Origin of the sequence: Ruegeria denitrificans (genome assembly GCF_001458295.1) — a bacterium.
Classification (GTDB): Bacteria; Pseudomonadota; Alphaproteobacteria; order Rhodobacterales; family Rhodobacteraceae; genus Ruegeria; species Ruegeria denitrificans.
The window spans coordinates 21,814-44,550 of sequence record NZ_CYUD01000011.1; the positions used below are offsets into that span (position 1 = coordinate 21,814).

Below are 22,737 nucleotides of genomic sequence, written 5' to 3' on the forward strand. Positions count from 1 at the left end.
AGTGGCTATTAACCCTGCTTCGTCACCTGCGTAAAGTCCAATTCGACCGGAGTTTCCCGGCCAAAGATCGACACAGAAACCTTCAGCTTCTGCGCGTCGTCGTCCACGCCTTCGACCATGCCGTCGAAATCCTCGAACGGGCCGTCGTTGACTTTGACCTTCTCGCCCACCTCGAAGCTGATCATCAGTTTCGGCGCATCTTCGCCTTCCTGAACGCGGTTCAGGATCTGGTTCACCTCGGCATCGCGCATCGGCATCGGGCGGCCTTGCGGACCCAAAAAGCCGGTGACGCGGTTGATCGAGTTTACCAGGTGATAGCCCTGATCGGACATCTCCATATGCACCAGCACATAGCCGGGCATGAAGCGGCGTTCGGTCGTGACCTTTTTGCCCCGGCGCACTTCGATCACCTCTTCGGTGGGCACCAGAACCTCGTCGATATCGTCTTCAAGGCCCTGTTCAGCCACCGACGTGCGGATCTGCTCTGCGATCTTCTTTTCGAAATTCGAAAGAACGCTGACCGAGTACCACCGTTTCGCCATGAACCTGTCGTCCTTGTTTGCCTTCGGCAGAATCCTGAGTACCGGACACGCCGTTATTGAAATCTATCACGTCACCCGGAATGAAAAGCGGCGCGCAGCCCGAATCGCCGCACGCCCATTCCGAATAGTACCGCGTCACCTACTAGGACATTGCACGCTGTGCAAGGGGGCAGTAGCGTTTCAACCCTGCCAGAACCGGTTTAACCGAACGCGCCCAGGATCAATTGCAACCCGCCGCGAATGCCCAGATCGACCAGCGCAAAGAACACAGCTGTCAGCGCCGCCATGATGAACACCATAACCGTGGTCAGCAGCACCTCACGCCGGGTCGGCCAGACGACCTTTGCAACTTCGGCACGGACTTGCTGAATGAACTGGATCGGATTCAAAGTTGCCATTTGGCTTGGTTCTCTCTGCTAGCGGATAGGCCGGACATAGCTGGGCATTGAGGTAATTTCAAGAGCGCTTGGGCGCAACATGTCAGGGCTTGGGCCTGTCGTCCCATTCGTCGCTCAGGATGCGCCGCGCGTCGCCCTCGGGGTCGTCATATTGGTTCGAGCGGACCGTATACACAAAGGCCACAAGACCAACCCCGCCCAGAAACAGGGAAATCGGTATCAGATAGGCCAGAACTTCCATAGCAGTTACCTCAGACGCAGGGCGTTCAGGGACACGGTGATCGACGAGGTCGACATCGCCAGCGCCGCAATCAGGGGCGTAGCCAGACCGGCCACGGCCAGCGGCACCGCGATGATATTGTATACGGTCGCGATACGGAAGTTCTCACGAATCCGTTTGGTCGCCTTCACTGCGGTATCGCAGGCATCGGCAATCGGGGCCAGATCATTGCCCAGCAGCACTATGTCTGATGCGACCCGCGCCGCGTCCAGCGCCGAGGCGGGCGAGATCGACACATGTGCCGCGGCCAGCGCGGCGGTATCGTTTAAACCATCGCCAACCATCAATACATGGCGGCCTTGATCGCTCAACTCCTGCACGCGGGCGGCCTTGTCTTGTGGCAATGCCCGCGCAACCCACTGTTCGATCCCCAGCTTCTCAGCCAGCGCCTGGACGGCACCCTGCGTGTCGCCTGAAATCAGCATGACCTCTTTGCCCGCATCTCGGAAAGCCTGAACCGCCTCGGCCGCGCCGGGGCGAAGGCTGTCCGTGTACTGAAAGCACACCGGCGCCTGCCCTGCGACAGACAGCCAAGCCCCGGTCTGGTCGCCCTCTTGCGCGCCGGTCCATGCTGCCCGGCCCAGACGCACGCGCTGGCCGCGCCAACTGCCCTCAGTGCCATAGCCGGGAACTTCGGTGACATCCTTGAGGGTTACCGGCTTGATCCCGGCCTCCCGCGCTGCCTTGGTCAGGGCAACGGATAGCGGATGCGAGGACGCCTCAGCCAGTGCTAGCGCCACTTCAAGGTCAGCGCGGGAATGGTCGCTCAAATTAGTCAGTTCGGGCGTGCCTGAGGTCAGCGTCCCAGTTTTGTCGAACACAACCGTATCGACTTCGGCCAGACGCTCCAGCGCGGTGGCGTGTTTGATCAGCATCCCCTTGCGGAACAACCGCCCCGAGGCTGCTGTTGTCACGGCTGGTACCGCCAGCCCCAACGCACAGGGGCAGGTGATGATCAGGACCGCTGCTGCGATGTTCAGCGCCGTGCGGATATCGCCGGAATAGATGTACCAGCCCAGAAAGCTGAGCGCCGACAGGATATGCACGCCCGGAGCATAAAGCTTGGCCGCCTTGTCCGCCAACGAGGTATATCGCGACCGACCCGATTCAGCGATGGCCACCAGATCGGCCATGCGGTGTAGCGAGGTATCCTCGCCCACTGCGGTCGCCCGAATGGTCAGGGGGCCGGTCAGGTTGACCTCACCGGCGCTGACGGCCAGCCCCGCCTGTGCGAAAACGGGTAGAGTTTCACCCGTCAACAGAGAGCGGTCAATCTCGGACCGCCCCAATACGATTTCACCATCCACCGGCATACGCCCACCGGGGCGGACAAGGATCAGATCGCCCACTGCAAGGGTGGCCACAGCCACCTCTTCCTCGGTGTCATCGACCAGTCGGATGGCGCGCGGCACTTCCAACGCCGTCAACTCCTCGGCCGCGGATCGGGCTGCGTCGCGGGTACGGTAATCCAGATACCGGCCAGCCAGAAGAAAGAAGGTCAGCGTCAGCGCGGCGTCGAAATAGGCATGCGCGCCGCTGAGCGCGGTTTCCCACAACGATGTCACCAGCGCCAGCAGGATGGCCAACACGATTGGAACGTCCATGTTCAGGCGTTTGACCCGCAGGGCGCTCCAGGCGTTGATAAAAAAGGGCCGCGCGGAAAAGGCGATGGCCGGCAGAGCAATTGCTGCCGAAATCCAATGAAACATGTCGCGCGTGGCATCTGATGCGCCCGACCAGACCGACACCGACAGCAGCATCACGTTCATCGAGGCGAAACCGGCCACCGCCAGCCGCATCAACAGATCGCGTCCGGCCCTATCCGCCTGCGTCGCGGACAGAGACCCCGGATCCAATTCGTGGGCTTCAAAGCCCGCGCTTTCCAACACCGGGATCAGATCGGCGGCGCGCAGGTCGCGCGATGCTTTGACCATCGCCCGTTTGAGCGTCAGGTTGACCCGCGCATCCTCGACCCCCGGATGGGCGTTCAGTTCCCGTTCGACTGTGGCGATACAGGCCGAGCAGTGAATACCTGGCAATGACAGCGCAATCTGAGCATCCTGAGGGATTGGCTGCACCGGCTCCGCCGGGCTGGCGATACAACCCGGGCAAGCCGCAGTGCCGGATGTAAGCTGCGTCGTCATTCCCTCACCCTTTTACATACAGCGGCACCCGCTGGGCAAACTCGGCTCCGGTGCTGTCCTTGGCGACCAGCCGTATATTCCAATTGCCTTTGCCCAGCACCGCAGGGGTTGCGTAGGCCTGACCGTCAAAGATGAAATCGGGTGAGAAATCATCCTCGACATGGGTGGCCCGGCCCACAACCGCCTGCAACTCGGCCACTTCTATCGGGGCACCGGTCTTGTCGATGATATGCAGAATCAGCAAACCACCCGACACCTCTGCGTGGATGGTCCAACCCAGTGCTTGATGTTCTTTCAAACGCTCGTTGAACTCCTGACTGGCAACGTATGAGTTTTTGACCTCGAGCCCCGGAAAGGTTTTGACCGCGTTGTAAGCCAGAGTGAGGTTGACGGCGATGATCACACCAAATGAAGCGACGAAAATTGCCAGAAAGTGCTTTCCGGTGAATTTACGCTCGGCCATCTTAGTTCCCTCGCCCATTGAAAGTGGTGTCCTTATATGCGCGCTCGCCGCTTTCCAGATCCTCGACCCAGATACGGACTGACGTTGCATCCGCGGCGGCAGGACCGGTGTCACCGGCAGTCACGATATAGACGCGGGTCAATTGTGCGGTATCTGCCGTGACATTTACAATCTCACCATCAAGGCCCTCAATCTGAATTTGCAAGGCCGGATCACCCGCCAGCGACAGTTGGAACGGCCGGTCCTCGCCATGTTTGTTGCGCAGGCGCACATCGTAGGTGTTGCGGATCGTGCCATCGGACAAGGTGACGAAGGTTGGGTTCCGCACGGGGGCCACAGTCAGGTCGATATCTGACCGGATGAAAAGGGCAAACAACAGGGCAAAGCCAACCACTGACCACAAGGTCGTATACAGGATCGTCCGCGGCCGCAGAATATGTTTCCAGACATTCTTTGGCGGCTCGCCTGCCCGCTCGTGCGTCTCATCGCTGAGCGCCATATAGTCGATCAGGCCGCGTGGTTTGCCGATCTTGGCCATCATGTCGTCGCAGGCGTCGATACACAGCGCGCAGGTAATGCACTCCATCTGCTGCCCGTCACGAATGTCGATACCCACCGGGCAGACATTCACACAGGCCATGCAGTCGATACAGTCGCCCAACTCGGAATCAGCGGTGCGTTTACCCTTGCCGCGCGGCTCCCCTCGCCATTCGCGGTATCCGACGACCAGCGTATCCTCGTCCATCATTGCGGCCTGAATACGGGGCCACGGGCAGGCATAGATGCAAATTTGCTCGCGCGCGAAGCCGCCGAACAGGAACGTGGTACCTGTCAGAATCAGAACGGTCGTATAAGCAACCGGATGGGCGTTGCCAGTGACCAGATCCCGCATCAATGTCGGCGCATCGGCGAAATAAAACACCCAGGCCCCGCCAGTTGCCAGACCGATCAGGATCCATGTCGTCCATTTCGTGACACGCAACCGAGCCTTGCGGAAATCCAGCTTTTCCTGCCTGTGCAGCCGCAAGCGGGCGTTGCGATCCCCTTCAATCCAGCGCTCGACCAGAATGAACAGGTCCGTCCACACCGTCTGCGGACAGGCATAGCCGCACCACACGCGCCCCAGCGCCGAGGTGAACAGGAACAGTCCCAGACCGGCCATGATCAAAAGACCGGCCACGAAATAGAACTCATGCGGCCAGATTTCGATCCAGAAAAAGTAAAACCGCCGGTTCGCCAGATCCAGCAACACCGCCTGATCCGGCAGGCTGGGGCCGCGATCCCACCTGATCCAAGGCGTCACATAGTAGATGCCCAACGTGACGGCGAGGATGATCCACTTCAGGTTTCGAAACGGCCCGGACACACGCCGGGGAAAGATCGGCTCCCTGGCAGCGTAAAGACTGGGGGCGGGGTCGGAATCGCTCACGGGCTGGCTCCAGATGTGGCTGTCTTTTCGGCGTCTTGTCCCAGATCACACAAGTAGTCTCTTTGACATGGGTCAAAAGCGCATCGCACAGACACCTTTTGTCACATGCGACCAGATTGCCGTCTGAGCCACGTCACAAATGTCTTGACGGCAGGACGCAGTGGGGCATCAGCCGTTACAATATGATACCCGCCCGAACCGGTTTCGCAAAATAATTCAGTCAAGCGGCCCGCACGGATATCTGCCTCTACAAAATGCCGCACCGTGACGGTTACACCCTGGCCCGCGCGCAGCCCTTCAAGCACCAGATTTCCCGGCAGCGCGATTCGTCCGGCGCGAGGTCCGTGCGTGACACCCTGCCTAACCAGCCAAGACGTAGCCTCGGTAGTTCCGAGTTCTTCCAGCCAGGGCAATTGGCTAAGCTCATCCGGTGTCATCGACGCCCTGCCGCCCAACAGCAAAGGCGCGGCGACAATCACGATCGGACTTTGCAACAGCAGTTCGTCGTTCACACCAGGCCAGTTGCCATCGCCGTACCGGATCGCAACATCTACACCGCCCGGACGCAGACTGACCGCATGAGGCGACGGGTCCAGCGCCAAGGGGATGTCAGGATACTCGGCCTGAAACGCAGGCAAGCGGGGCATCAGCCAGGATGCCGCGAAAGAAGGTGTCAGCGAGATATGAACCGGGCGATCCTCGGCAGTGTGGGCCAGATCGGCCACGGCATCACCAATTGCGCCAAATCCCAGATGCAAGGCGCGGGCCAGCTTTTCACCCTCGGCCGTCAGTGTCATCGACTTTCCGCTGCGGTCCAGCAAGGCCGTTCCCAGATGTTTCTCTAGCGCGCGTAGTTGCTGGCTGATGGCGGCGTGACTGACATTCAACAGCGCCCCGGCTTTCACCACGTTCCCCGTTTCCGCGAAAGCATGAAAAGCTTTCAGCGACGCGAGAGGTGGCATCTTCATCCAATCCATATGTAAGCCTGAGTTACATAATCAAACACCAATTGAGTCGCATTTTCATCTCGAAAGATCAATCTTTAAACCAGTCAGACACAATTTCAGGAGACATCAGATGCTGTCGATCCTTGCGAAATCATTCATGGTCGCCACTCAAACAGACGGGGGCACCACGCCGCAAAACCACAAGCCAAGCCCCGAGGATTATTGGTGGATGGAAAAAACGCGCGTCACACGTTCCCGTGCGAAATGACGGGCCCTCTGGACCCCATCATTACGGAGAACTAATCTGAGATTAGTAGCACCGGCTGTTCAGGAAACGCGCGAACAGATGGAACAGCCGGTGCCTAACCTTCGGGCGGCGAACCGTCCGAAGGTATTCTTTTGCCGTTACTGACCGCCACCCAACTGGTGGACGTAAGCCGTTACCGCGCGGATTTGCGCGTCGGTCAGACGGTTTTCCCAGGACGGCATTACGCCAAAACGGCTGTTGGTGACCGTTTCGGTCAAAGCCTCTTCGCTGCCGCCATAGAGCCAGATGGCATCTGTCAGGTTCGGAGCGCCCTGCGTGATATCGCCTTTGCCGTCCTCGCCATGACAGGCTGCGCAATTGTCTGCGAAGACAACCTTGCCTGCCTGCGCCGCCGCATCGTCAGTCTGAGCATTGGTCAGTGACATGACGTACTGAACCACCTGGGTGATCTCGTCATGTTCCAGAATCTCACCAAAGGCCGGCATCTCGGAATAGCGCGCATCGTCGCTTTCCTCGTTGCGAATGCCGTAGGCAACGGTGTGCTCGATGTCCTCAAGCGTCCCGCCCCACAGCCACGCATCATCCAGCAGGTTCGGGAAGCCAGGCGCACCCTGCGCACCCGAGCCGTGGCACTGCGCACACCAAGTCCGGAATACCGCACCGCCCGAATTCACCGCATATTGCTGCAGTTCAGGATCTGCCGAGATGTCTTGCAGCGGTGTTTCCACCAGCTTTGCGTTCCACGGCGCGTTGGCCTCTTGAAACGCGACCATCTCTTCCTGCACTTCGGCGCGCGACGACCAGCCGGTCACGCCAGCCGTGGCGGATTGCACCAGCGGCCATGCCGGGTACATGATCGTGTAGATCACACCCCAGAAAATCGTTGCGTAGAAGGTCCACAGCCACCAACGCGGCATTGGGTTGTCGAATTCCTCGATTCCATCCCAGCTGTGACCGGTTGTCTTCGGATCACCCGGCTGTTTTTCAGGTGTCTTGCTCATTTCCTCGCCTCCTCGGATTCGGCGGGTTTATCTTGATGCCGGAAGGGGATGTTGGCGGTGTCCTTGTATTCCTTGCTGGCGCCCGGGCGGAAAACCCAAACCACGATGCCAACAAAAAAGACGAACAGCGCAAGCAACATCCAGCTATCCGCGAATTGCCGTAAGAGTGTATATTCTTCCATCACACCCTCCTGTTAGCGGCTCGGATCCGGGGTGAAGGTCGAGAAGTCGACCAGCGTTCCCAGCATCTGAAGATAGGCGATCACCGCATCCATTTCGGTCAGGTCGGACTGGCCGTCAAAGTTGCGGACGTTGATCTTGTCGCCATAGCGTTCCAGCAAACCATCATAATCACTGTCAGGATCAGCCTGCGCCCGGAAATCTGCCCGGGCGTTTTCCAGCATCTCAGCGGTATAGGGCGTGCCCACAGCCGCGTTCGCCTTCATGACGTCGGCAATATATTTGCCGTCCAGTTTCCGATGTTCGAGGAACCCGTATTTCGGCATCACCGATTCCGGCACCACGGATTGCGGGTCACGCATGTGATCTACATGCCACTGGTCCGAATAGCGGCCACCAACACGGGCCAGATCAGGCCCCGTACGCTTGGAGCCCCACTGGTGCGGGTGGTCATACATCGACTCTGCTGCCAGCGAATAGTGGCCATAGCGTTCGACCTCGTCCCGCATGGGGCGGATCATCTGGCTGTGACAGGTGTAGCACCCTTCGCGGATATAGATATCCCGGCCCGCCATCTCGAGAGGGGTGTAAGGGCGCATGCCCTCCACCTTCTCGATGGTGTTTTCCAGCCAGAACAGCGGGGCGATCTGCACGATGCCACCAATGGTCACGACCAGAAAGCTGAAAATCAGCAGGAGGGTCGCGTTGGTCTCGAGGATTTTATGTTTGTCGAGAATAGCCATTGCTCCGGCCCTCCTTATTCAGCCGGGACCGCGACGGTCAGGCTGGCCTCTTTGGCCGGCGCTTTCCGCACAGTCATCCACAGGTTGTAGCACATGATCAGCGAGCCAGCGACGAACATCACGCCACCCAAAGCACGCACCACATACATCGGGAACTTAGCAGCCACGGTGTCGGCGAACGAGTTCACCAGGAAGCCGTTGGCATCCACTTCACGCCACATCAGACCTTCCATGATGCCGGTGACCCACATCGACGCGGCGTACAGAACGATGCCGATGGTGGCGAGCCAGAAGTGCCAGCTGACCATCTGCAGCGAATACAGGCGCTCACGCTTCCACAGGACAGGCACCAGGAAGTACAGCGCGCCAAAGGTGATCATACCGTTCCAGCCCAGCGCGCCTGAGTGCACGTGACCAATGGTCCAGTCGGTATAGTGGCTGAGGCTATTCACAGCGCGGATCGACATCATAGGACCCTCGAACGTGGACATGCCGTAGAAGCCGACCGAGATCACCATCATGCGGATCACAGGGTCGGTACGCAGCTTGTCCCACGCGCCGGACAGGGTCATCAGACCGTTGATCATGCCACCCCACGAAGGCATCCACAGGATGATCGAGAACACCATGCCCAGCGTCGAGGCCCAGTCAGGCAGCGCGGTATAGTGCAGGTGGTGCGGACCGGCCCAGATATACAGGAAGATCAGCGCCCAGAAGTGGATGATCGACAGTTTATAGCTAAACACCGGACGCTCGGCCTGTTTCGGGATGAAGTAATACATCATGCCCAGGAAACCCGCAGTCAGGAAGAAACCCACGGCGTTGTGCCCGTACCACCACTGGATCATGGCATCCTGCACACCCGACCAGACGATGACTGATTTCGAGCCCCAGATGCTGACGGGAAGGGTCATGTTGTTGACCAGGTGCAGCATCGCAACGGTGACGATAAAGGCCAGATAGAACCAGTTCGCAACGTAGATGTGCGGCTCTTTCCGCTTGACGATCGTGCCCAAAAAGACGGCCAGATAAGCCACCCAGACAATGGTCAGCCACAGATCTACATACCATTCAGGCTCGGCATATTCCTTGGATTGCGTGCCACCCAGAACATAGCCGGTCGCGGCCAGCACGATAAACAGCTGATAACCCCAGAACACGAACCACGCCAAGTTCCCGCCCCACAAACGCGCGGCGCTGGTGCGCTGCACCACGTAGAACGAGGTTGCAATCAGGGCGTTACCGCCGAAGGCAAAGATCACCGCCGATGTGTGCAGCGGGCGCAAACGGCCAAAGTTTAGATAACCCTGCGCCCAATCAAAGTTAAGCACCGGAAAGGCCAGCTGAAACGCGATGAATGTCCCCGCCAGGAACCCGACCACACCCCAAAAGGCGGTTGCGATCACGCCATAGCGGATCACCCCATCCATATACTCACCCGAGCGGTCCACGAGAATATCTGGCTCATCGGTGTTTCGAAGCGTCCAGATGAACAAACCGCCGGCGATCAGCATCACCAGAATCGAATGCACCTGATACGCCAAATCGCGTGCGTAATTGGACCCGATCGCGGTAAATACCACGACCAGACCAAGCACGATCAGCTTGATGTAATTTGACATATTGCGTCCCTTTGCCATGCCCTGCGCAGTTCTTAATTCATCGCAGGACCCTTTTGACTGGCTGCTGTTGTGTCGAACCACAGCCAGAATTACTTTGATCTGTGTCAAGACAATACACTGATTTCTGTGACAATCGTAAACTGACAAATGGGCCATTGGGCCGCAGGTTCATGAGCTCGGACGACAAGAGGTCAAAAATGGCTTACAAATCTCTTCTCACGGTGATGACAGAAACGGGGCAAAGCGGCACCGCGCTGGCCCAGATGGCCACGCTGGCCGAGGCGCAGGACTCACATGCCGAGGCCTTGTGTCTGGGCGTCGACCGCAGCCAGACCGGGTATTACTACGCTGGTGCAAATGCCCTGATCCTTCAGGAAACGCTGAACCGCGCCAATGCCGAAGCCGAAGAAGTGCTGGCCTATGCCAAAGGCTATCTGGGCAAGACCGGAATTCGCTGGTCGGCAGAAAGCGGTGTCGCCCAGATCGCCGATATCGGGCGCCACGTGGCGCATCGCGCGCGCTTCTCTGATCTTGTTATTTTGCCGCAACCGTATGGACCTGATCGCGACGCCGAGGCCGAACCCATTGTCGAAGCCGCTATGTTCGAAGGTCACGCGCCGGTTCTTGTCGTCCCTGATGATGCGACTCCATTCGGGCGACCCGGCACAATCCTGATCGGCTGGAACGAAAGCGTCGAGGCTATGCGGGCCATCCGCCGCGCCCTGCCGTTTCTGATGCAAGCCGATCTGGTGCGTATCGTCGTGATTGACCCGCCACGCCATGGCCCCGACCGGTCAGACCCGGGCGGTATGCTGTCACAAATGCTGGCCCGTCATGGCGTGAAATGCGAAATCGACGTGCTCAGCAAGACCATGACCCGAGTATCAGATATCCTGAACCGTCACGCGGCAGATACCGAGGCAGACATGATTGTGATGGGGGCCTATGGGCATTCGCGGTTCCGCGAGGCCATATTGGGCGGTGCAACTCGGAACATGCTGGAACAGTCCGAAGTTCCGGTGTTTCTGGCGCACTAAAATAGGCAGATATAGAAAACCGTCCCCCGGGGCGGTTTTTTACTTTTTCACCAGACCGATCAGGAACAGCAGGATGATCGCACCGATGGTGGCAAAGAAAATAGATGAAAAGACACCGCCTCCCACAGCAAAACCCAGCGCGGGAAAGATCAAGCCGGCCAGAAACGCGCCGACAATCCCGACAATGATATTGCCAATCAGACCAAAGCCACGGCCTTCCATAATCTTGCCCGACAGCCACCCGGCGATCGCGCCGATGAACAGCATCGCCAGAATGCTACTGAATCCCATGACTTGCTCCTGAGGTCTGGTTCACTCAATCCCAGATAAACACGGCACGCAGGTCCAGTCACGCCGCAAGCGTGTCAGACCAGAAATCCGCCATCCGTGTCGTCGCCCGCCTCTTCCATCAGACGGCCCATATCCGGAATGGTGACGTGGCGCTTGCCTTCCAGTGTAATGACCTGATCCCTTTTCAGGGCCGAGATCTGCCGGCTGACCGTTTCCAGCGTCAGCCCAAGATAATCCGCCATCGCCTCGCGGGTCAGCGGCAGGTCGAAGACAATCGGACCTGTGTTTCCCTTTTGATTAATCGACGCGTCGCGCCGGGCAATGATCGACAGCAGGCTGGCGATCTTTTCCCGCGCAGTCTTGCGCCCCAGTACCAGCATCCACTCGCGCGCCGCGTCCAGCTCATCCAGTGTCATCTGAAGCAGCCGGTGCGCGATATGCGGCGTGTCACTCATCAGTTGCTCGAACGGCTTCTTGCGAAAGCAACACATGACCAGATCAGTTGTGGCCTGCACATCATAAGGCGCAGAATCACGGCCCGGCCGACCGACGAAATCGCTGGGCAGCAAAAGACCGACCATCTGGGTGCGCCCATCTTCCATAGTCTGGGTCAGAGAGGCGATTCCCGACACGACAGAGCCGACAAAATTCATCTGATCCCCGGACCAGATTATCGTCTGACCCGCTTCAAAACTGCGATAATACTTAATCTCTTCAAGATCTTCCAACTCATCCGTATCACAGTGGGCGCACACCGCACGATGCCGGATGGGGCAATCTCCGCAATTTGTATGGTCGAATTTGGATATCGAAGTCATGCACGTTTCCACTTGATCTCGGTCAAAGCATCTAGGCGGCCCGTCCCTTAAAGCTATCGCTATGATAGTGAAACCACAATTGGCCAAGCTTGGACTATTTGACGCGAAAGTGCCGCGTTACACAAGCTATCCCACCGCCCCCCATTTCAGTAACGACGTGGGGTCAAGCCTTTATGCCGACTGGATTTCCGGCCTTAAGCCGGGCAGCGAAGTGTCGCTGTACATCCACGTCCCGTTCTGTCGCAGGCTTTGCTGGTTCTGCGCCTGCCGCACACAAGGCACCCAAACCGACAACCCGGTGATCGCCTATGTGGACGTGTTGAAGGCCGAGCTGGACCTACTGGCCGAACGCCTGCCCAAGGGCGTCACCCTATCGCGTCTGCATTGGGGCGGCGGCACACCGACCTTGCTGAACCCGGACCTGATGCGGGATCTGGCCGCGCGGATTCTGGACGTGGTGCCGTTGGGTCCGAACGCCGAGTTTTCGGTTGAGATCGACCCGAACGAGATTGATGAAGCCCGCCTGGACGCACTGGCCGAGGCCGGGATGAACCGAGCCTCGATCGGAGTGCAGGATTTCGATGACGAGATTCAGAAAACCATCGGGCGCATCCAAAGCTATGATATCACGCGAAAGGCCGTGGACATGATCCGCGCCCGTGGAATCAGCAGCCTGAACGCGGATATCCTGTATGGGTTGCCACATCAGACCAAATCGCGGATGACGGAAAGCGTACAGAAACTGCTGTCGCTCAGCCCGGACCGGGTGGCGCTTTACGGCTACGCGCATGTGCCATGGATGGCCAAAAGGCAGCAATTGATCCCCTCAGACGCGCTGCCGACCCCTGAAGAACGTCTCGACCTGTTCGACACCGCCCGCCGTCTGTTCATGTGGGACGACTACGCCGAGATTGGCATTGACCACTTTGCGACTCAGGATGACGGTCTGACCCACGCGCTGAAGGCGGGGCGGCTGAAGCGGAACTTCCAGGGCTATACCGACGATCAGGCCGAGGTTCTGATCGGTGTCGGTGCCAGCTCGATCTCGCGCTTTCCGCAGGGCTATGCCCAGAACGCCCCCGCAACATCCGCCCATACCAAAGCGATCCGCGAAGGACGGTTCTCGACCTCGCGTGGGCACCTGTTCAAAGGACAGGACGTTCTGCGGGCACGGCTGATCGAAGCCCTGATGTGCGATTTCCAGATCAACACCGCCGAGATTCTGCGCGACCACAACATCACCGGGCCTGAGCTCCAAGCCATGTACCAGACAACCAACGCGTCCTTTGACGGCCTGCTACGGATCACTGAGGACGGGCTCTTTATCCCGCCCGAGGCCCGCCCGCTGACCCGTATGATTGTCCGCAGCTTTGACGCCTATGACCTGAGCGTAGCCGGCCACAGTTCGGCCATCTGACGCCAATGCAGGTCAGGGCTTGACGCGACGGGTCGGTTTTTTCCACACTTGCAGGGCGGGCGGAACCCTCCCGCGCCTGAGGCAGGCCCAGTACCAGACAGATCGCGCCGACGCATTCGCGTAAGGCTTTCCCCTTCGTGCAGCCGATATGCAATTTGAAAGAGGGACAGCACCCATGCGCGTTTTCACCGTCCTCGGCCCCAGCCAATCGGGCAAAACCACTCTGGTCGAGGCCATCAGTCGCCTCGACGGCCGGTCCACCACATTCGACGTATCCGGAACCGTGCATTTGCACGGTTTTTCTTATTTAGACGAACCCTGGTGCGCCATTGACGTTGATGGCGGAGGCGACAATCTGGCCTATGTCGGCCCGGCCATGGCGATCTCGGACGCCGCCGTGGTGGTTGTACCGCCTGATCCGCTGGCCGCCGTCCTGTGCGCCCCATACCTGCGACTGGTCGAAGAGGCAGGCATCCCCTGCTTCTTGTTCATCAACCGTATGGACAACCCCAACGGCCGTATACGCGACATCATCGCGGCATTGCAGACCTATTGCACCAACCATATTGCCCTGCGTCAGGTCCCGATTCGCGAGGGTGAAACAATCGTTGGCGCGGTCGACCTGATCTCAGAACGGGCGTGGAAATATCAAGAGGGGCAGCCCTCGGCCCTGATCGAATTACCGCAATCGGTTGAGGACCGCGAACAGGAAGCCCGCACTGAATTGCTCGAGACCCTGTCGGATTTCGACGACAATCTGCTTGAGCAACTGATCGAGGACAAACAACCGCCCAGCGCCGAAGTGTACGACCTGGCTGCGCAAGTACTGCAAAACCACCAGCTGATCCCGGCCTGTCTGGGTGCAGCCAGCCACGGAAACGGGCTGACCCGTCTGATGAAAGCCCTTCGGCACGAAGCGCCGGAATTCGACATTGCTGCAGGGCGCGATGAAGCGGAAGAAAACGCCCGCGCCATCGCCGGGTTCGCGGATGTAAAGAAGCATATCGGCAAGATCGTCGTCCTGCGAGGGCTGGGTGCAGGGGTAAAAGCGCATGAGAATCTGGGCGGTGAAACCGTCGGCAACCTGACCACGCTGGATGCCAAAACGCAGATTTCCGAACTGCCCGCAGGGCAAATCGGGCTGGCCGTGAAATCGGACCACCTGAACCCCGGCAATCTCTATGACAGCGCTTCGGCGACCCCGCTGCCCGAATGGGCTGCCTCGCACCCGGCGGCGCACCGGCAGATCGTCTCGCCCACCCATGAACGGGACGACGTGCGCCTGTCCAACGCGCTAAGCCGCCTGGTCGAAATCGACCCCGGCCTGCATCTTCAGCAGGATGAGTTGAGTGGTCACGCCATACTCAGCTCGCAAGGTCCGCAGCACATGCGCCGTGTCACCACCAAGCTGGACGAGGATTTCGGCATTGAGATCACCGCCGACGCGGTCGAAACCGCCTATCGCGAAACCATCCGCACTCCCGTTGAACACCGTCACCGCCACCGCAAGCAATCCGGAGGGGCGGGACAGTTCGCCGATGTAGTAATCTCAGTCGCGCCGATGCCGCGCGGGTCGGGGTTTCAGTTCGAGGAGATCGTCAAGGGCGGGGCGGTGCCCAAGAACTATATCCCTTCGGTCGAACATGGTGCCAAAGATGCGCTGGCGCAGGGCCCTGAAGGGTTTCCCGTGGTCGATGTGAAAGTCACGCTCAGCGATGGCAAGCACCACAACGTGGATAGTTCGGACTATGCCTTCCGCACCGCAGGCAAAAACGCCGTGCGCGAGGCGCTGCCACAGGCCAAACCGGTGGTCCTGCAACCGGTTCTAAGTGCCGAAATTCACCTGCCTTCGGATTTCGTCGGCGATCTGGTCCCGACCATCAGTTCGCTGCAGGGGCAAGTTCTGGGCTTTGAAGGCAACCCAAATGCCTCGGGCTGGGAGATTTTCAACGCCCAGCTACCCGCCGTGGCCGAGGACGAGCTGCACCGAACTCTCGCCAGTGCCACGCGCGGTACCGGCTGGGTCAAGCTGAGCTTTGATCACTATGAGGAATTGCGCGGACCACTTCCGAAAAGTGCAGCGCGCGAGGCAGCCAACGCGCAGTGAAACTATATATAAACCTCTGACCGACATCCCAGTCAGAGGAAGCACAGGAGGTCCGCTCAACATTATAGGAAAGTTTTTTAAAGAGGCGCCTTAGTTATGGGCAATTCAACAACCGTCCTTACGACATTAATAGTTGCGGCCATCTTTCTGGCCGCCGGGGAAAGTCTTGCTAAAGGGAAACCCAAAGGAGCAAAACGCACTGATCCGCAAACCATTGTTCAACTCTATTCAGGCAAGACAACAAATTGGAGACTAGGAGGGTCGTTCTACTGGGCCCCAAACGGAACCTTACAAGGGATCGGACAAAAAGAAGGTACCGTTGGCATTGGGCGATGGTATGTCACAACCAGGGGCAAACTTTGCAACGAAACCGACTGGTACTGGCTCGAAAACGGGGCAAGACAATACAAACGTTTCGAAGAATGTTGGGAGTTTGTGACGGCGCCGAACGGTACAATCTGGGAGAGATTCATTCCTGAAAAGTCAAACTGGTATCGCCACAGCATCAGTTCGCAGGTGAGAGGCAACTCGCATCAGACAAAGTTCAACAAACTGAAGAATGATCTGGGCCTCTAAGGTCAATCTGGGCGCTTAAATACCGACCCTATCCCGCCGCCGCAATCAGTTCGCGGGTGTAATCTGTCTGGGCGTTCTCGAACAAATCCTCAGCCGCGCCCATCTCGATGACATCACCGTTGCGCATGACAATCACCTTGTGCGACATCGCGCGCACAACCTTCAGGTCGTGGCTGATAAACAGATAGGCCAGCCCATATTTCCGCTGCAGATCGCGCAGCAGATCGACGATCTGAACCTGCACAGTCATGTCCAGCGCGCTGGTCGGTTCGTCCAGCACCAACAGTTTGGGACGCAACACCATAGCCCGCGCAATAGCGATACGCTGACGCTGCCCGCCCGAGAATTCATGCGGATAGCGGTCCATTGCGGCGGGGTCCAGACCAACCTCGGTCATCACCTCGGCCACCAATTCGCGCGGCGCGCGGTGGGGGTCGACCTTATGGATCGCCAACCCCTCTGCAATAATCTGCATGCAGGTCATCCGCGGACTGAGGCTGCCGAATGGATCCTGAAACACTATCTGCATGTCTTTGCGCAATCGCCGCAACTCGCGCGTGGACCAGCGGCGTACATCCTTGTCGCGGAAGGTGATGCCACCCTCAGATGCAATCAGTCGCATGATCGCCAGCGCCAAGGTCGTCTTGCCTGACCCGCTTTCGCCGACAATACCCACTGTCTCACCCGCGCGCACGCTGAGTGTGGCGTCATTTACCGCTTTCACGTGACCCACGGTCCGTTTCAGAAATCCGCGCTGGATCGGGAACCAGACCTTGAGGTGATCGGTCCGCGCAACCTCTTCGGCCTCCGGCGCAACGGGATCGGGGTGGCCCGAGGGCTCGGCCCCCAGCAGTTTCCGCGTATAGGGGTGCTGTGGATTGTTGAAGATCTCTGCAGTAGCACCGGTCTCGACAATCTCACCATCCTTCATCACGCAGACCCGGTCGGCAATGCGCCGCACAATGCCCAGATCATGGGTGATAAATAGCATCCCCATGTTTTCGGATTTCTGTAGCTCGGCCAACAGCTCCAGAATCTGCGCCTGAATGGTTACGTCTAAGGCAGTCGTCGGTTCATCCGCGATCAGAATATCCGGCTTGTTGGCCAGCGCCATGGCGATCATGACCCGCTGCCGTTGCCCGCCCGAGAGCTGGTGCGGATAGCTGTCCAGTCGCTCTCGTGGATCACGAATACCCACCTTGGTCAGCAACTCGACAATACGCGTGCGCGCCGCGTCACCGCTCAGCCCCTGGTGCAGGGCTAGTGATTCCGCCATCTGCTTTTGGATCGTGTGCAGTGGGTTCAGCGAGGTCATCGGCTCCTGAAAGATAAAGCTGATATCGTTGCCACGCACATCCATAAGCTTGTCTTGCGAGGCGCCGATCATCTCATCCCCGTCATAAGTGACCGAGCCTTCGACGATCGCACTGTCCCCCAACAGAGACACGGTGGACAAAGCCGTCACCGATTTGCCAGACCCGGATTCCCCAACAAGCGCAACGGTTTCGCCCCGGTCCACGGTAAAGGACACCCCTTTGACCGCTGCGCTGATCTGTCCGTCTTGCCGGAACGAGACCTTAAGGTTTTTCACATCCAAAAGGCTCATGAGAACGTCTTTCTGGGATCAAACGCATCACGGACGCCTTCAAAGATGAAGACCAGCAGCGATAGCATGATGGCGAAGGTAAAGAACGCGGTGAAGGCCAACCATGGGGCCTGCAAGTTCTGTTTCGCTTGTAAGGTCAACTCCCCTAGCGATGGGGCCGAAGACGGCAAGCCGAAGCCCAGGAAATCCAGCGAGGCCAGACCGCCGATGGTGCCGGTCACGATGAAGGGCATGAAGGTCAACGTTGCGACCATTGCGTTGGGCAGCATGTGGCGGAACATGATCGTCATGTTTCCGACACCCAGCGCCCGCGCAGCACGAACGTATTCCAGATTGCGCGCCCTCAGGAATTCGGCCCGGACAACGCCCACCAATCCCGTCCAACTGAACAGGATCATCAGCGCCACCAGCAACCAGAAACTTCGTCCCAGAATAGCAAACATGATGATGATGACGTAGAGCGAAGGAGTTGCCGACCAGATCTCTATTATGCGTTGGAAGACCAGATCGAGCCAGCCACCGAAAAAGCCTTGAATAGCACCGGCGAAGATGCCGATCAGGCTGGCCACTCCGGTCACCATCAGCGTGAACAGGATAGACAGGCGGAAGCCGTATATAACCCGTGCCAGTACGTCGCGTTTTGTGTCATCCGTCCCCAGCAGGTTCTGCCCATTGGGCGGCAGCGGCGCTGCCCCCGGACGGTCCACACTGGTGTTGAAAGAATACGGAATCAGCGGCCAGAGCGCCCAGCCTTTTTCATAGCCTTCAGCCTGAAATGTACCGGCCTTGATTTCGTCAATAATACCTTCGGGATCGTCGAAACATTCCTCAAGCCCCCCGCTGTCGATCAGGCATTGCACCTCAGGGTCGCGATAGATCGCTTCGGTCTGAAAATCGCCGCCAAACTTGGTTTCGGCGTAAAAGTTGAAGATCGGCGTATAGAACTCGCCCCGGTATTTCACCAGGATCGGCTTGTCGTTGGCGATAAACTCGGCAAACAGCGACAGACCGAACAGCACCGAAAAGATGATCAGCGACCAGAAGGCCCGCCCATTGCGCCGGAAATTGCGCCAGCGGCGCTGGTTGAGTGGGGACAGCGCCATTTACCCCTCCCGCTTTTCGAAGTCGATGCGCGGGTCGACGAAGACATACATCAAATCGCTGACGATACCGACGACAAGGCCCATTAGGCCAAAGATGAACAGCGTGCCGAAGATCACTGGATAGTCACGCGCGACGGCTGCCTCGAACCCCAGACGGCCCAGACCGTCCAGAGAAAAAATCGTCTCGATGATGATTGAGCTACCGAAGAAGACGCCAATGAACACCGCCGGAAAGCCTGCGATTACGATCAGCATGGCATTGCGGAACACGTGGCCGTACAGAACCCGGCCCTCGCTTAGGCCCTTGGCCCGCGCAGTCATGACGTATTGCTTTTTGATCTCATCCAGAAACGAGTTCTTGGTCAGCAAGGTCAGCGTCGCAAAAGCCGAAATTGTTAAGGCAATGACTGGCAGGGCGATGTGCCAGAAATAATCCACGACCTTGCCAATCAGGCTAAGGCTGTCCCAATTGTCCGAGGTCAGCCCCCGCAGCGGGAAAATCTGCCAGTAAGAGCCACCGGCAAACAGTACCAGCAGCAGGATCGCAAACAGGAAACCGGGGATGGCATAGGCCACGATGATGGTTCCGCTGGTCCAGGTGTCGAACCGCGATCCATCCTTGACCGCCTTGCGAATGCCTAACGGGATCGACACCAAATAAGCGATCAGAGTCGACCACAGCCCCAGCGAGATCGAGACCGGCATTTTTTCGAGCACCAGATCTGTCACGTTGATCGAGCGGAAATAGCTCTCGCCAAAATCCAGCGTCAGGTAGTTGCCCATCATGTCGAAGAACCGCTCGACCGGAGGTTTGTCGAACCCGAACTCTTTCTCGAGTTCTTCGATAAACTCGGGGGGCAGGCCGCGTGCGCCGACATAACGGTCGTTGGCGCCGCCGGTCTGCTGCTCGATATCGCTGCCGCCGCCGGCAATACCTTCGAATACGTCACCGCCCCCTTCCATCTGGGCGATGATCTGCTCAATCGGGCCGCCGGGGACGAACTGAACCAGCGTGAAGTTGACGATCATGATCCCAAGCAGGGTTGGGATGATCAGCAACAGGCGTCTTAGAATATATGCTCCCATGGGGGCGGATTACCTCAACGCACCTGACGATTTCAACTCGGCTTCTTTCTCGGCGTTGATCCACCATAGGTCTTCGACGCCCAGTGAATAAGGCGGCAGGTTTTGCGGGTATTCATACATGTCCCAATAGGCAACCCAGTATTTGCCTAGATACCATGTCGGCACCATGATCCGCTTAGCCCGCAGAACACGGTCCAGCGCGCGGACGTTGGCGAAAAGCTCTTCGCTTTCGGTGGCGGCGACAATGTTGTCGATCAAAGGTTCTATATCGGGGCCATGCGCGCCCGACGGGTTGAACACCGAATACGAGGCCGCCTCGGTCCCGAATTGCTGATACAGGCCCGTCGACGGTTGCAGCGAGGTGGGATAGCCGCCCACGATCATGTCGAAATCCCGGTCCCGGCGGCGCAGAGTGAACTGGGCATTGTCGACACGGTTGTAGTTTGCGTTGATCCCCATGGCACGCAGATTGTCGACGAAGGGTTGAATAATTCGGTCCAGAGTGGGCTGATCCGACAGGAATTCGATCGACAGAACCTCACCCTTGTCATTACGGCGAATGCCATCATCACCAACCAGCCAACCGGCCTCATCCAGCAGCTTCATCGCAGCGCGCAGATTGCGGCGATCATTCTGGCGTGCGGGGCGGGATTCGTGGGCGCTTATGGGTTCTTCGGTCAGAACCGCCGGATCTACGGCGTCTCCAAGGGCTTGCAGCACCTCAAGCTCGCGCCCTTCAGGCAGACCTGTGGCCTCAAGATGCGTGCCTTCCCAGAACGAGCTGCGTTGCTGGAACAGTCCATATTGCAGGCTTTCATTGGTCCATTCGAAGTTATAGCCCAACTGCACGGCCTCACGGACACGGGGGTCCTGAAACTGCGGGCGATCCAGATTCATGATGAATCCCGAGGCCGAGGGCACGTCACCGTCCTTCAACTCGGCCCGGATCACGCTGCCATTGGCAATCGCCGGAAAATCATAGGCCGTGGCCCAGCTCTTCGAGTTGTTTTCCTGCCGCAAGGTGAAGGTGCCCGCCTTGAACCCCTCCATCGCGGCGATCGAGTCGCTGAAATATTCAATCCGGATGGTGTCATAGTTGTTGCGACCGACATTTACGTTGATGTCATCCCCCCAATAGTCAGGGTTGCGCTTGTAAACGATGCGCCGGTTGATGTCATAGTTGTCCAGTAGATAAGGCGCCGACCCAATCCCTGGCACCAGTCGGGATTTGTCCAGCCGCCTGTTTTCCGGATCGGCCTCAAACCAGGCTTTGGAAAATACCGGCGTGCCACCTACCTGAGAGATCAGGGCTCGGCGCGGGATATCCGGTGCGAAATAGAATTTGACCCTGTGCTCGTCCAGCGCCTCAGCCCGCGGGATTCGCTTGCGTACAGCCTCGGCGTAAGACTTAAGCCCCTGATCCAGCAGCAGGTTATGAGAAAACACCACATCTTCGGCTGTCACTGGGGTACCGTCCGAGAACCGCGCCTCGGGCCGCATGTTGAAAATCACCCAATCCTGGCTTTCCGGATATTCCAGACTTTCCGCCAGCAGGCCGTAATAGGATGCAGGCTCATCATAGGACGGAACCAACAGGGATTCGTATTGATCCGCAGATCGTGCCCCGGCACGGCCTTGCCGAGTGAACGGATTGAAACTGTCGAAGGTGCCCTGCGCGGCATAAGACAGCTCTCCACCCCGTGGCGCGTCCGGATTCACATAGTCGAAATGCGCAAAGCCTTCGGGGTATTTCAAATCACCGAATTCCGAGAATCCGTGGCTTTTGATGATCTTCTCTTCGGCAAACAGCTGGGTCGCCGCCAGAAGGGCCAAAAGCCCCCCCATCATCAAAGCATGTATCAAGCCCCTGAAATCCAATACGCGCGCCTGTACGGAAACTCTGTCGGATCTCATATTGCTCATCCCCTGCTTCGCCTCTGCCTTTAATCTTATACGCGCCAGCTAATTGACCAGCACTGTCAGGTTCAAGTTTAGAACGCGTGAACACTTTGTGAAGTTTTTCTTAGGCAAAAAAAAGCCGCTGCACGAGGCAGCGGCTTTAAAAATCTTGCGGTTGATCAAAGGATCAGTTGCCGATGGTCTGCAGATACGCGATCAGATCGGCGCGCTCCTGCGGTTTTTTCAGGCCAGCAAAGCTCATCGACGTGCCGGAGATATAAGCGCTGGGGCGAGTCAGGAAGGCATCTAGGGCCTCGGGCGTCCAGTTGCCGCCATGCGCCTGCATTGCCGCCGAATAACCGGTAAATCCCTTGGCCGCAGCGACCGGACGATCCACGACTGCGTACAGATAGGGGCCAGTGCCGTTTGCGCCATCTTCCAGCTTGTGGCAGGCGGTACATTTGCGGAATACCTTGGCACCCTTTTCGGGATCAGCAGCGGCCAGCATCTCTTCGAATACCACTTCTTCGCCGTCAGCACTTTCGCCCGAGCTTTCGGTTTCGATGATATAAGAGGCGGTCTCGCCATGGCCATCCGCATGGTAAAGCACCTCGGCGCCCCATTTGGCCAGAAGCAGCACCAGGAAGGTGCCAAACAGGCCTGCGGCGGCCTTGGTAACTGTCATCGTGTCGAACATTGATCGCGTGTCCATTTCAGCTGTCTGCGGGGTGTCTAAGGCTTCCCCTTGCAAGAGGCAAGGTATAGACACCGCGACTAAAC

General features: G+C 58.3%; 23 protein-coding genes. 5 read left to right on the plus strand and 18 right to left on the minus strand.

The features are described 5' to 3' along the window. Window positions 1-8: 8 nt before the first annotated feature. The 7 genes from nusG to RUE5091_RS16450 form a co-directional block, all read right to left on the minus strand. Window positions 9-542: a transcription termination/antitermination protein NusG gene (nusG, locus tag RUE5091_RS16420; RefSeq protein ID WP_058283031.1), complete on the minus strand. Its 534-nt coding sequence runs from the start codon at window positions 540-542 to the stop codon at window positions 9-11. Between the two features lie 200 nt (window positions 543-742). Then, on the minus strand, window positions 743-940 hold the full coding sequence (secE, locus tag RUE5091_RS16425) for a preprotein translocase subunit SecE (RefSeq protein ID WP_058283032.1): 198 nt from the start codon (window positions 938-940) through the stop codon (window positions 743-745). An 82-nt stretch (window positions 941-1,022) separates the two neighbouring features. Next, window positions 1,023-1,181: a cbb3-type cytochrome oxidase assembly protein CcoS gene (ccoS, locus tag RUE5091_RS16430; protein WP_058283033.1), complete on the minus strand. Its 159-nt coding sequence runs from the start codon at window positions 1,179-1,181 to the stop codon at window positions 1,023-1,025. Between the two features lie 5 nt (window positions 1,182-1,186). Continuing rightward, entirely contained in the window at window positions 1,187-3,364 is a 2,178-nt protein-coding gene (locus RUE5091_RS16435) for a heavy metal translocating P-type ATPase (RefSeq protein ID WP_058283034.1), read from the minus strand. A gap of 4 nt (window positions 3,365-3,368) precedes the next feature. After that, window positions 3,369-3,827, minus strand: a complete 459-nt coding sequence (locus RUE5091_RS16440) for a FixH family protein (RefSeq protein ID WP_058283035.1) — start codon at window positions 3,825-3,827, stop codon at window positions 3,369-3,371. 1 nt (window position 3,828) lies between these two features. Continuing rightward, window positions 3,829-5,256 (minus strand): cytochrome c oxidase accessory protein CcoG, encoded by a 1,428-nt coding sequence (ccoG, locus tag RUE5091_RS16445; RefSeq protein ID WP_058283036.1) that lies wholly within the window; start codon window positions 5,254-5,256, stop codon window positions 3,829-3,831. Window positions 5,257-5,357: 101 nt separating this feature from the next. Beyond that, entirely contained in the window at window positions 5,358-6,233 is an 876-nt protein-coding gene (locus tag RUE5091_RS16450) for a LysR family transcriptional regulator (RefSeq protein ID WP_058283037.1), read from the minus strand. Between the two features lie 100 nt (window positions 6,234-6,333). Between RUE5091_RS16450 and RUE5091_RS23310 the strand changes: the two genes are divergently transcribed. Then, window positions 6,334-6,471 carry a hypothetical protein gene (locus RUE5091_RS23310; RefSeq protein WP_165590793.1) on the plus strand — a complete coding sequence of 46 codons (138 nt, stop codon included), beginning with the start codon at window positions 6,334-6,336 and terminating at the stop codon, window positions 6,469-6,471. A 137-nt stretch (window positions 6,472-6,608) separates the two neighbouring features. Here RUE5091_RS23310 and ccoP read toward each other — a convergent pair whose 3' ends face one another. The 4 genes from ccoP to ccoN are packed head-to-tail and all read right to left on the minus strand — an operon-like array spanning window position 6,609 to window position 10,017. Further along, window positions 6,609-7,472 (minus strand): cytochrome-c oxidase, cbb3-type subunit III, encoded by an 864-nt coding sequence (gene ccoP / locus RUE5091_RS16455; protein ID WP_058283038.1) that lies wholly within the window; start codon window positions 7,470-7,472, stop codon window positions 6,609-6,611. Beyond that, window positions 7,469-7,654: a CcoQ/FixQ family Cbb3-type cytochrome c oxidase assembly chaperone gene (locus tag RUE5091_RS16460; protein ID WP_058283039.1), complete on the minus strand. Its 186-nt coding sequence runs from the start codon at window positions 7,652-7,654 to the stop codon at window positions 7,469-7,471. The genes ccoP and RUE5091_RS16460 overlap by 4 nt, the downstream gene beginning before the upstream one ends. Before the next feature lie 12 nt (window positions 7,655-7,666). Next, entirely contained in the window at window positions 7,667-8,395 is a 729-nt protein-coding gene (gene ccoO / locus RUE5091_RS16465) for a cytochrome-c oxidase, cbb3-type subunit II (protein WP_058283040.1), read from the minus strand. 14 nt (window positions 8,396-8,409) lie between these two features. Next, on the minus strand, window positions 8,410-10,017 hold the full coding sequence (gene ccoN, locus RUE5091_RS16470) for a cytochrome-c oxidase, cbb3-type subunit I (RefSeq protein ID WP_058283145.1): 1,608 nt from the start codon (window positions 10,015-10,017) through the stop codon (window positions 8,410-8,412). 197 nt (window positions 10,018-10,214) lie between these two features. Between ccoN and RUE5091_RS16475 the strand changes: the two genes are divergently transcribed. Next, window positions 10,215-11,054: a universal stress protein gene (locus RUE5091_RS16475; protein WP_058283146.1), complete on the plus strand. Its 840-nt coding sequence runs from the start codon at window positions 10,215-10,217 to the stop codon at window positions 11,052-11,054. A 39-nt stretch (window positions 11,055-11,093) separates the two neighbouring features. Here the strand turns inward: RUE5091_RS16475 and RUE5091_RS16480 are convergent, their stop codons facing one another. Next, a complete protein-coding gene (locus RUE5091_RS16480; RefSeq protein ID WP_058283041.1) occupies window positions 11,094-11,345 on the minus strand; it encodes a GlsB/YeaQ/YmgE family stress response membrane protein in 252 nt (83 codons plus the stop codon). Between the two features lie 74 nt (window positions 11,346-11,419). Beyond that, window positions 11,420-12,163 carry a transcriptional regulator FnrL gene (fnrL, locus tag RUE5091_RS16485; protein ID WP_058283042.1) on the minus strand — a complete coding sequence of 248 codons (744 nt, stop codon included), beginning with the start codon at window positions 12,161-12,163 and terminating at the stop codon, window positions 11,420-11,422. A 61-nt stretch (window positions 12,164-12,224) separates the two neighbouring features. On the opposite strand from fnrL, the gene hemN reads away from it, so the two are divergent. From hemN to RUE5091_RS16500, 3 genes are all read left to right on the plus strand, one after another. Further along, the gene (hemN, locus tag RUE5091_RS16490; RefSeq protein ID WP_058283043.1) at window positions 12,225-13,580 is read left to right on the plus strand and encodes an oxygen-independent coproporphyrinogen III oxidase; all 1,356 of its coding nucleotides are present in this window, start codon (window positions 12,225-12,227) and stop codon (window positions 13,578-13,580) included. A 175-nt stretch (window positions 13,581-13,755) separates the two neighbouring features. Continuing rightward, the gene (locus tag RUE5091_RS16495) at window positions 13,756-15,687 is read left to right on the plus strand and encodes an elongation factor G (RefSeq protein WP_058283044.1); all 1,932 of its coding nucleotides are present in this window, start codon (window positions 13,756-13,758) and stop codon (window positions 15,685-15,687) included. Window positions 15,688-15,783: 96 nt separating this feature from the next. Continuing rightward, window positions 15,784-16,263 (plus strand): DUF995 domain-containing protein, encoded by a 480-nt coding sequence (locus RUE5091_RS16500; protein WP_058283045.1) that lies wholly within the window; start codon window positions 15,784-15,786, stop codon window positions 16,261-16,263. Between the two features lie 28 nt (window positions 16,264-16,291). Here RUE5091_RS16500 and RUE5091_RS16505 read toward each other — a convergent pair whose 3' ends face one another. From RUE5091_RS16505 to RUE5091_RS16525, 5 genes are all read right to left on the minus strand, one after another. After that, window positions 16,292-17,869 carry an ABC transporter ATP-binding protein gene (locus RUE5091_RS16505; RefSeq protein WP_058283046.1) on the minus strand — a complete coding sequence of 526 codons (1,578 nt, stop codon included), beginning with the start codon at window positions 17,867-17,869 and terminating at the stop codon, window positions 16,292-16,294. After that, window positions 17,866-18,972, minus strand: a complete 1,107-nt coding sequence (locus RUE5091_RS16510; protein WP_058283047.1) for an ABC transporter permease — start codon at window positions 18,970-18,972, stop codon at window positions 17,866-17,868. Before RUE5091_RS16510 ends, RUE5091_RS16505 begins: the two co-directional genes overlap by 4 nt. Next, a complete protein-coding gene (locus RUE5091_RS16515; protein ID WP_058283048.1) occupies window positions 18,973-20,058 on the minus strand; it encodes a microcin C ABC transporter permease YejB in 1,086 nt (361 codons plus the stop codon). A 9-nt stretch (window positions 20,059-20,067) separates the two neighbouring features. Continuing rightward, the gene (locus RUE5091_RS16520; RefSeq protein ID WP_243470806.1) at window positions 20,068-21,972 is read right to left on the minus strand and encodes an extracellular solute-binding protein; all 1,905 of its coding nucleotides are present in this window, start codon (window positions 21,970-21,972) and stop codon (window positions 20,068-20,070) included. Between the two features lie 172 nt (window positions 21,973-22,144). Then, entirely contained in the window at window positions 22,145-22,654 is a 510-nt protein-coding gene (locus tag RUE5091_RS16525) for a c-type cytochrome (protein ID WP_058283147.1), read from the minus strand. Between the last annotated feature and the right edge of the window lie 83 nt (window positions 22,655-22,737).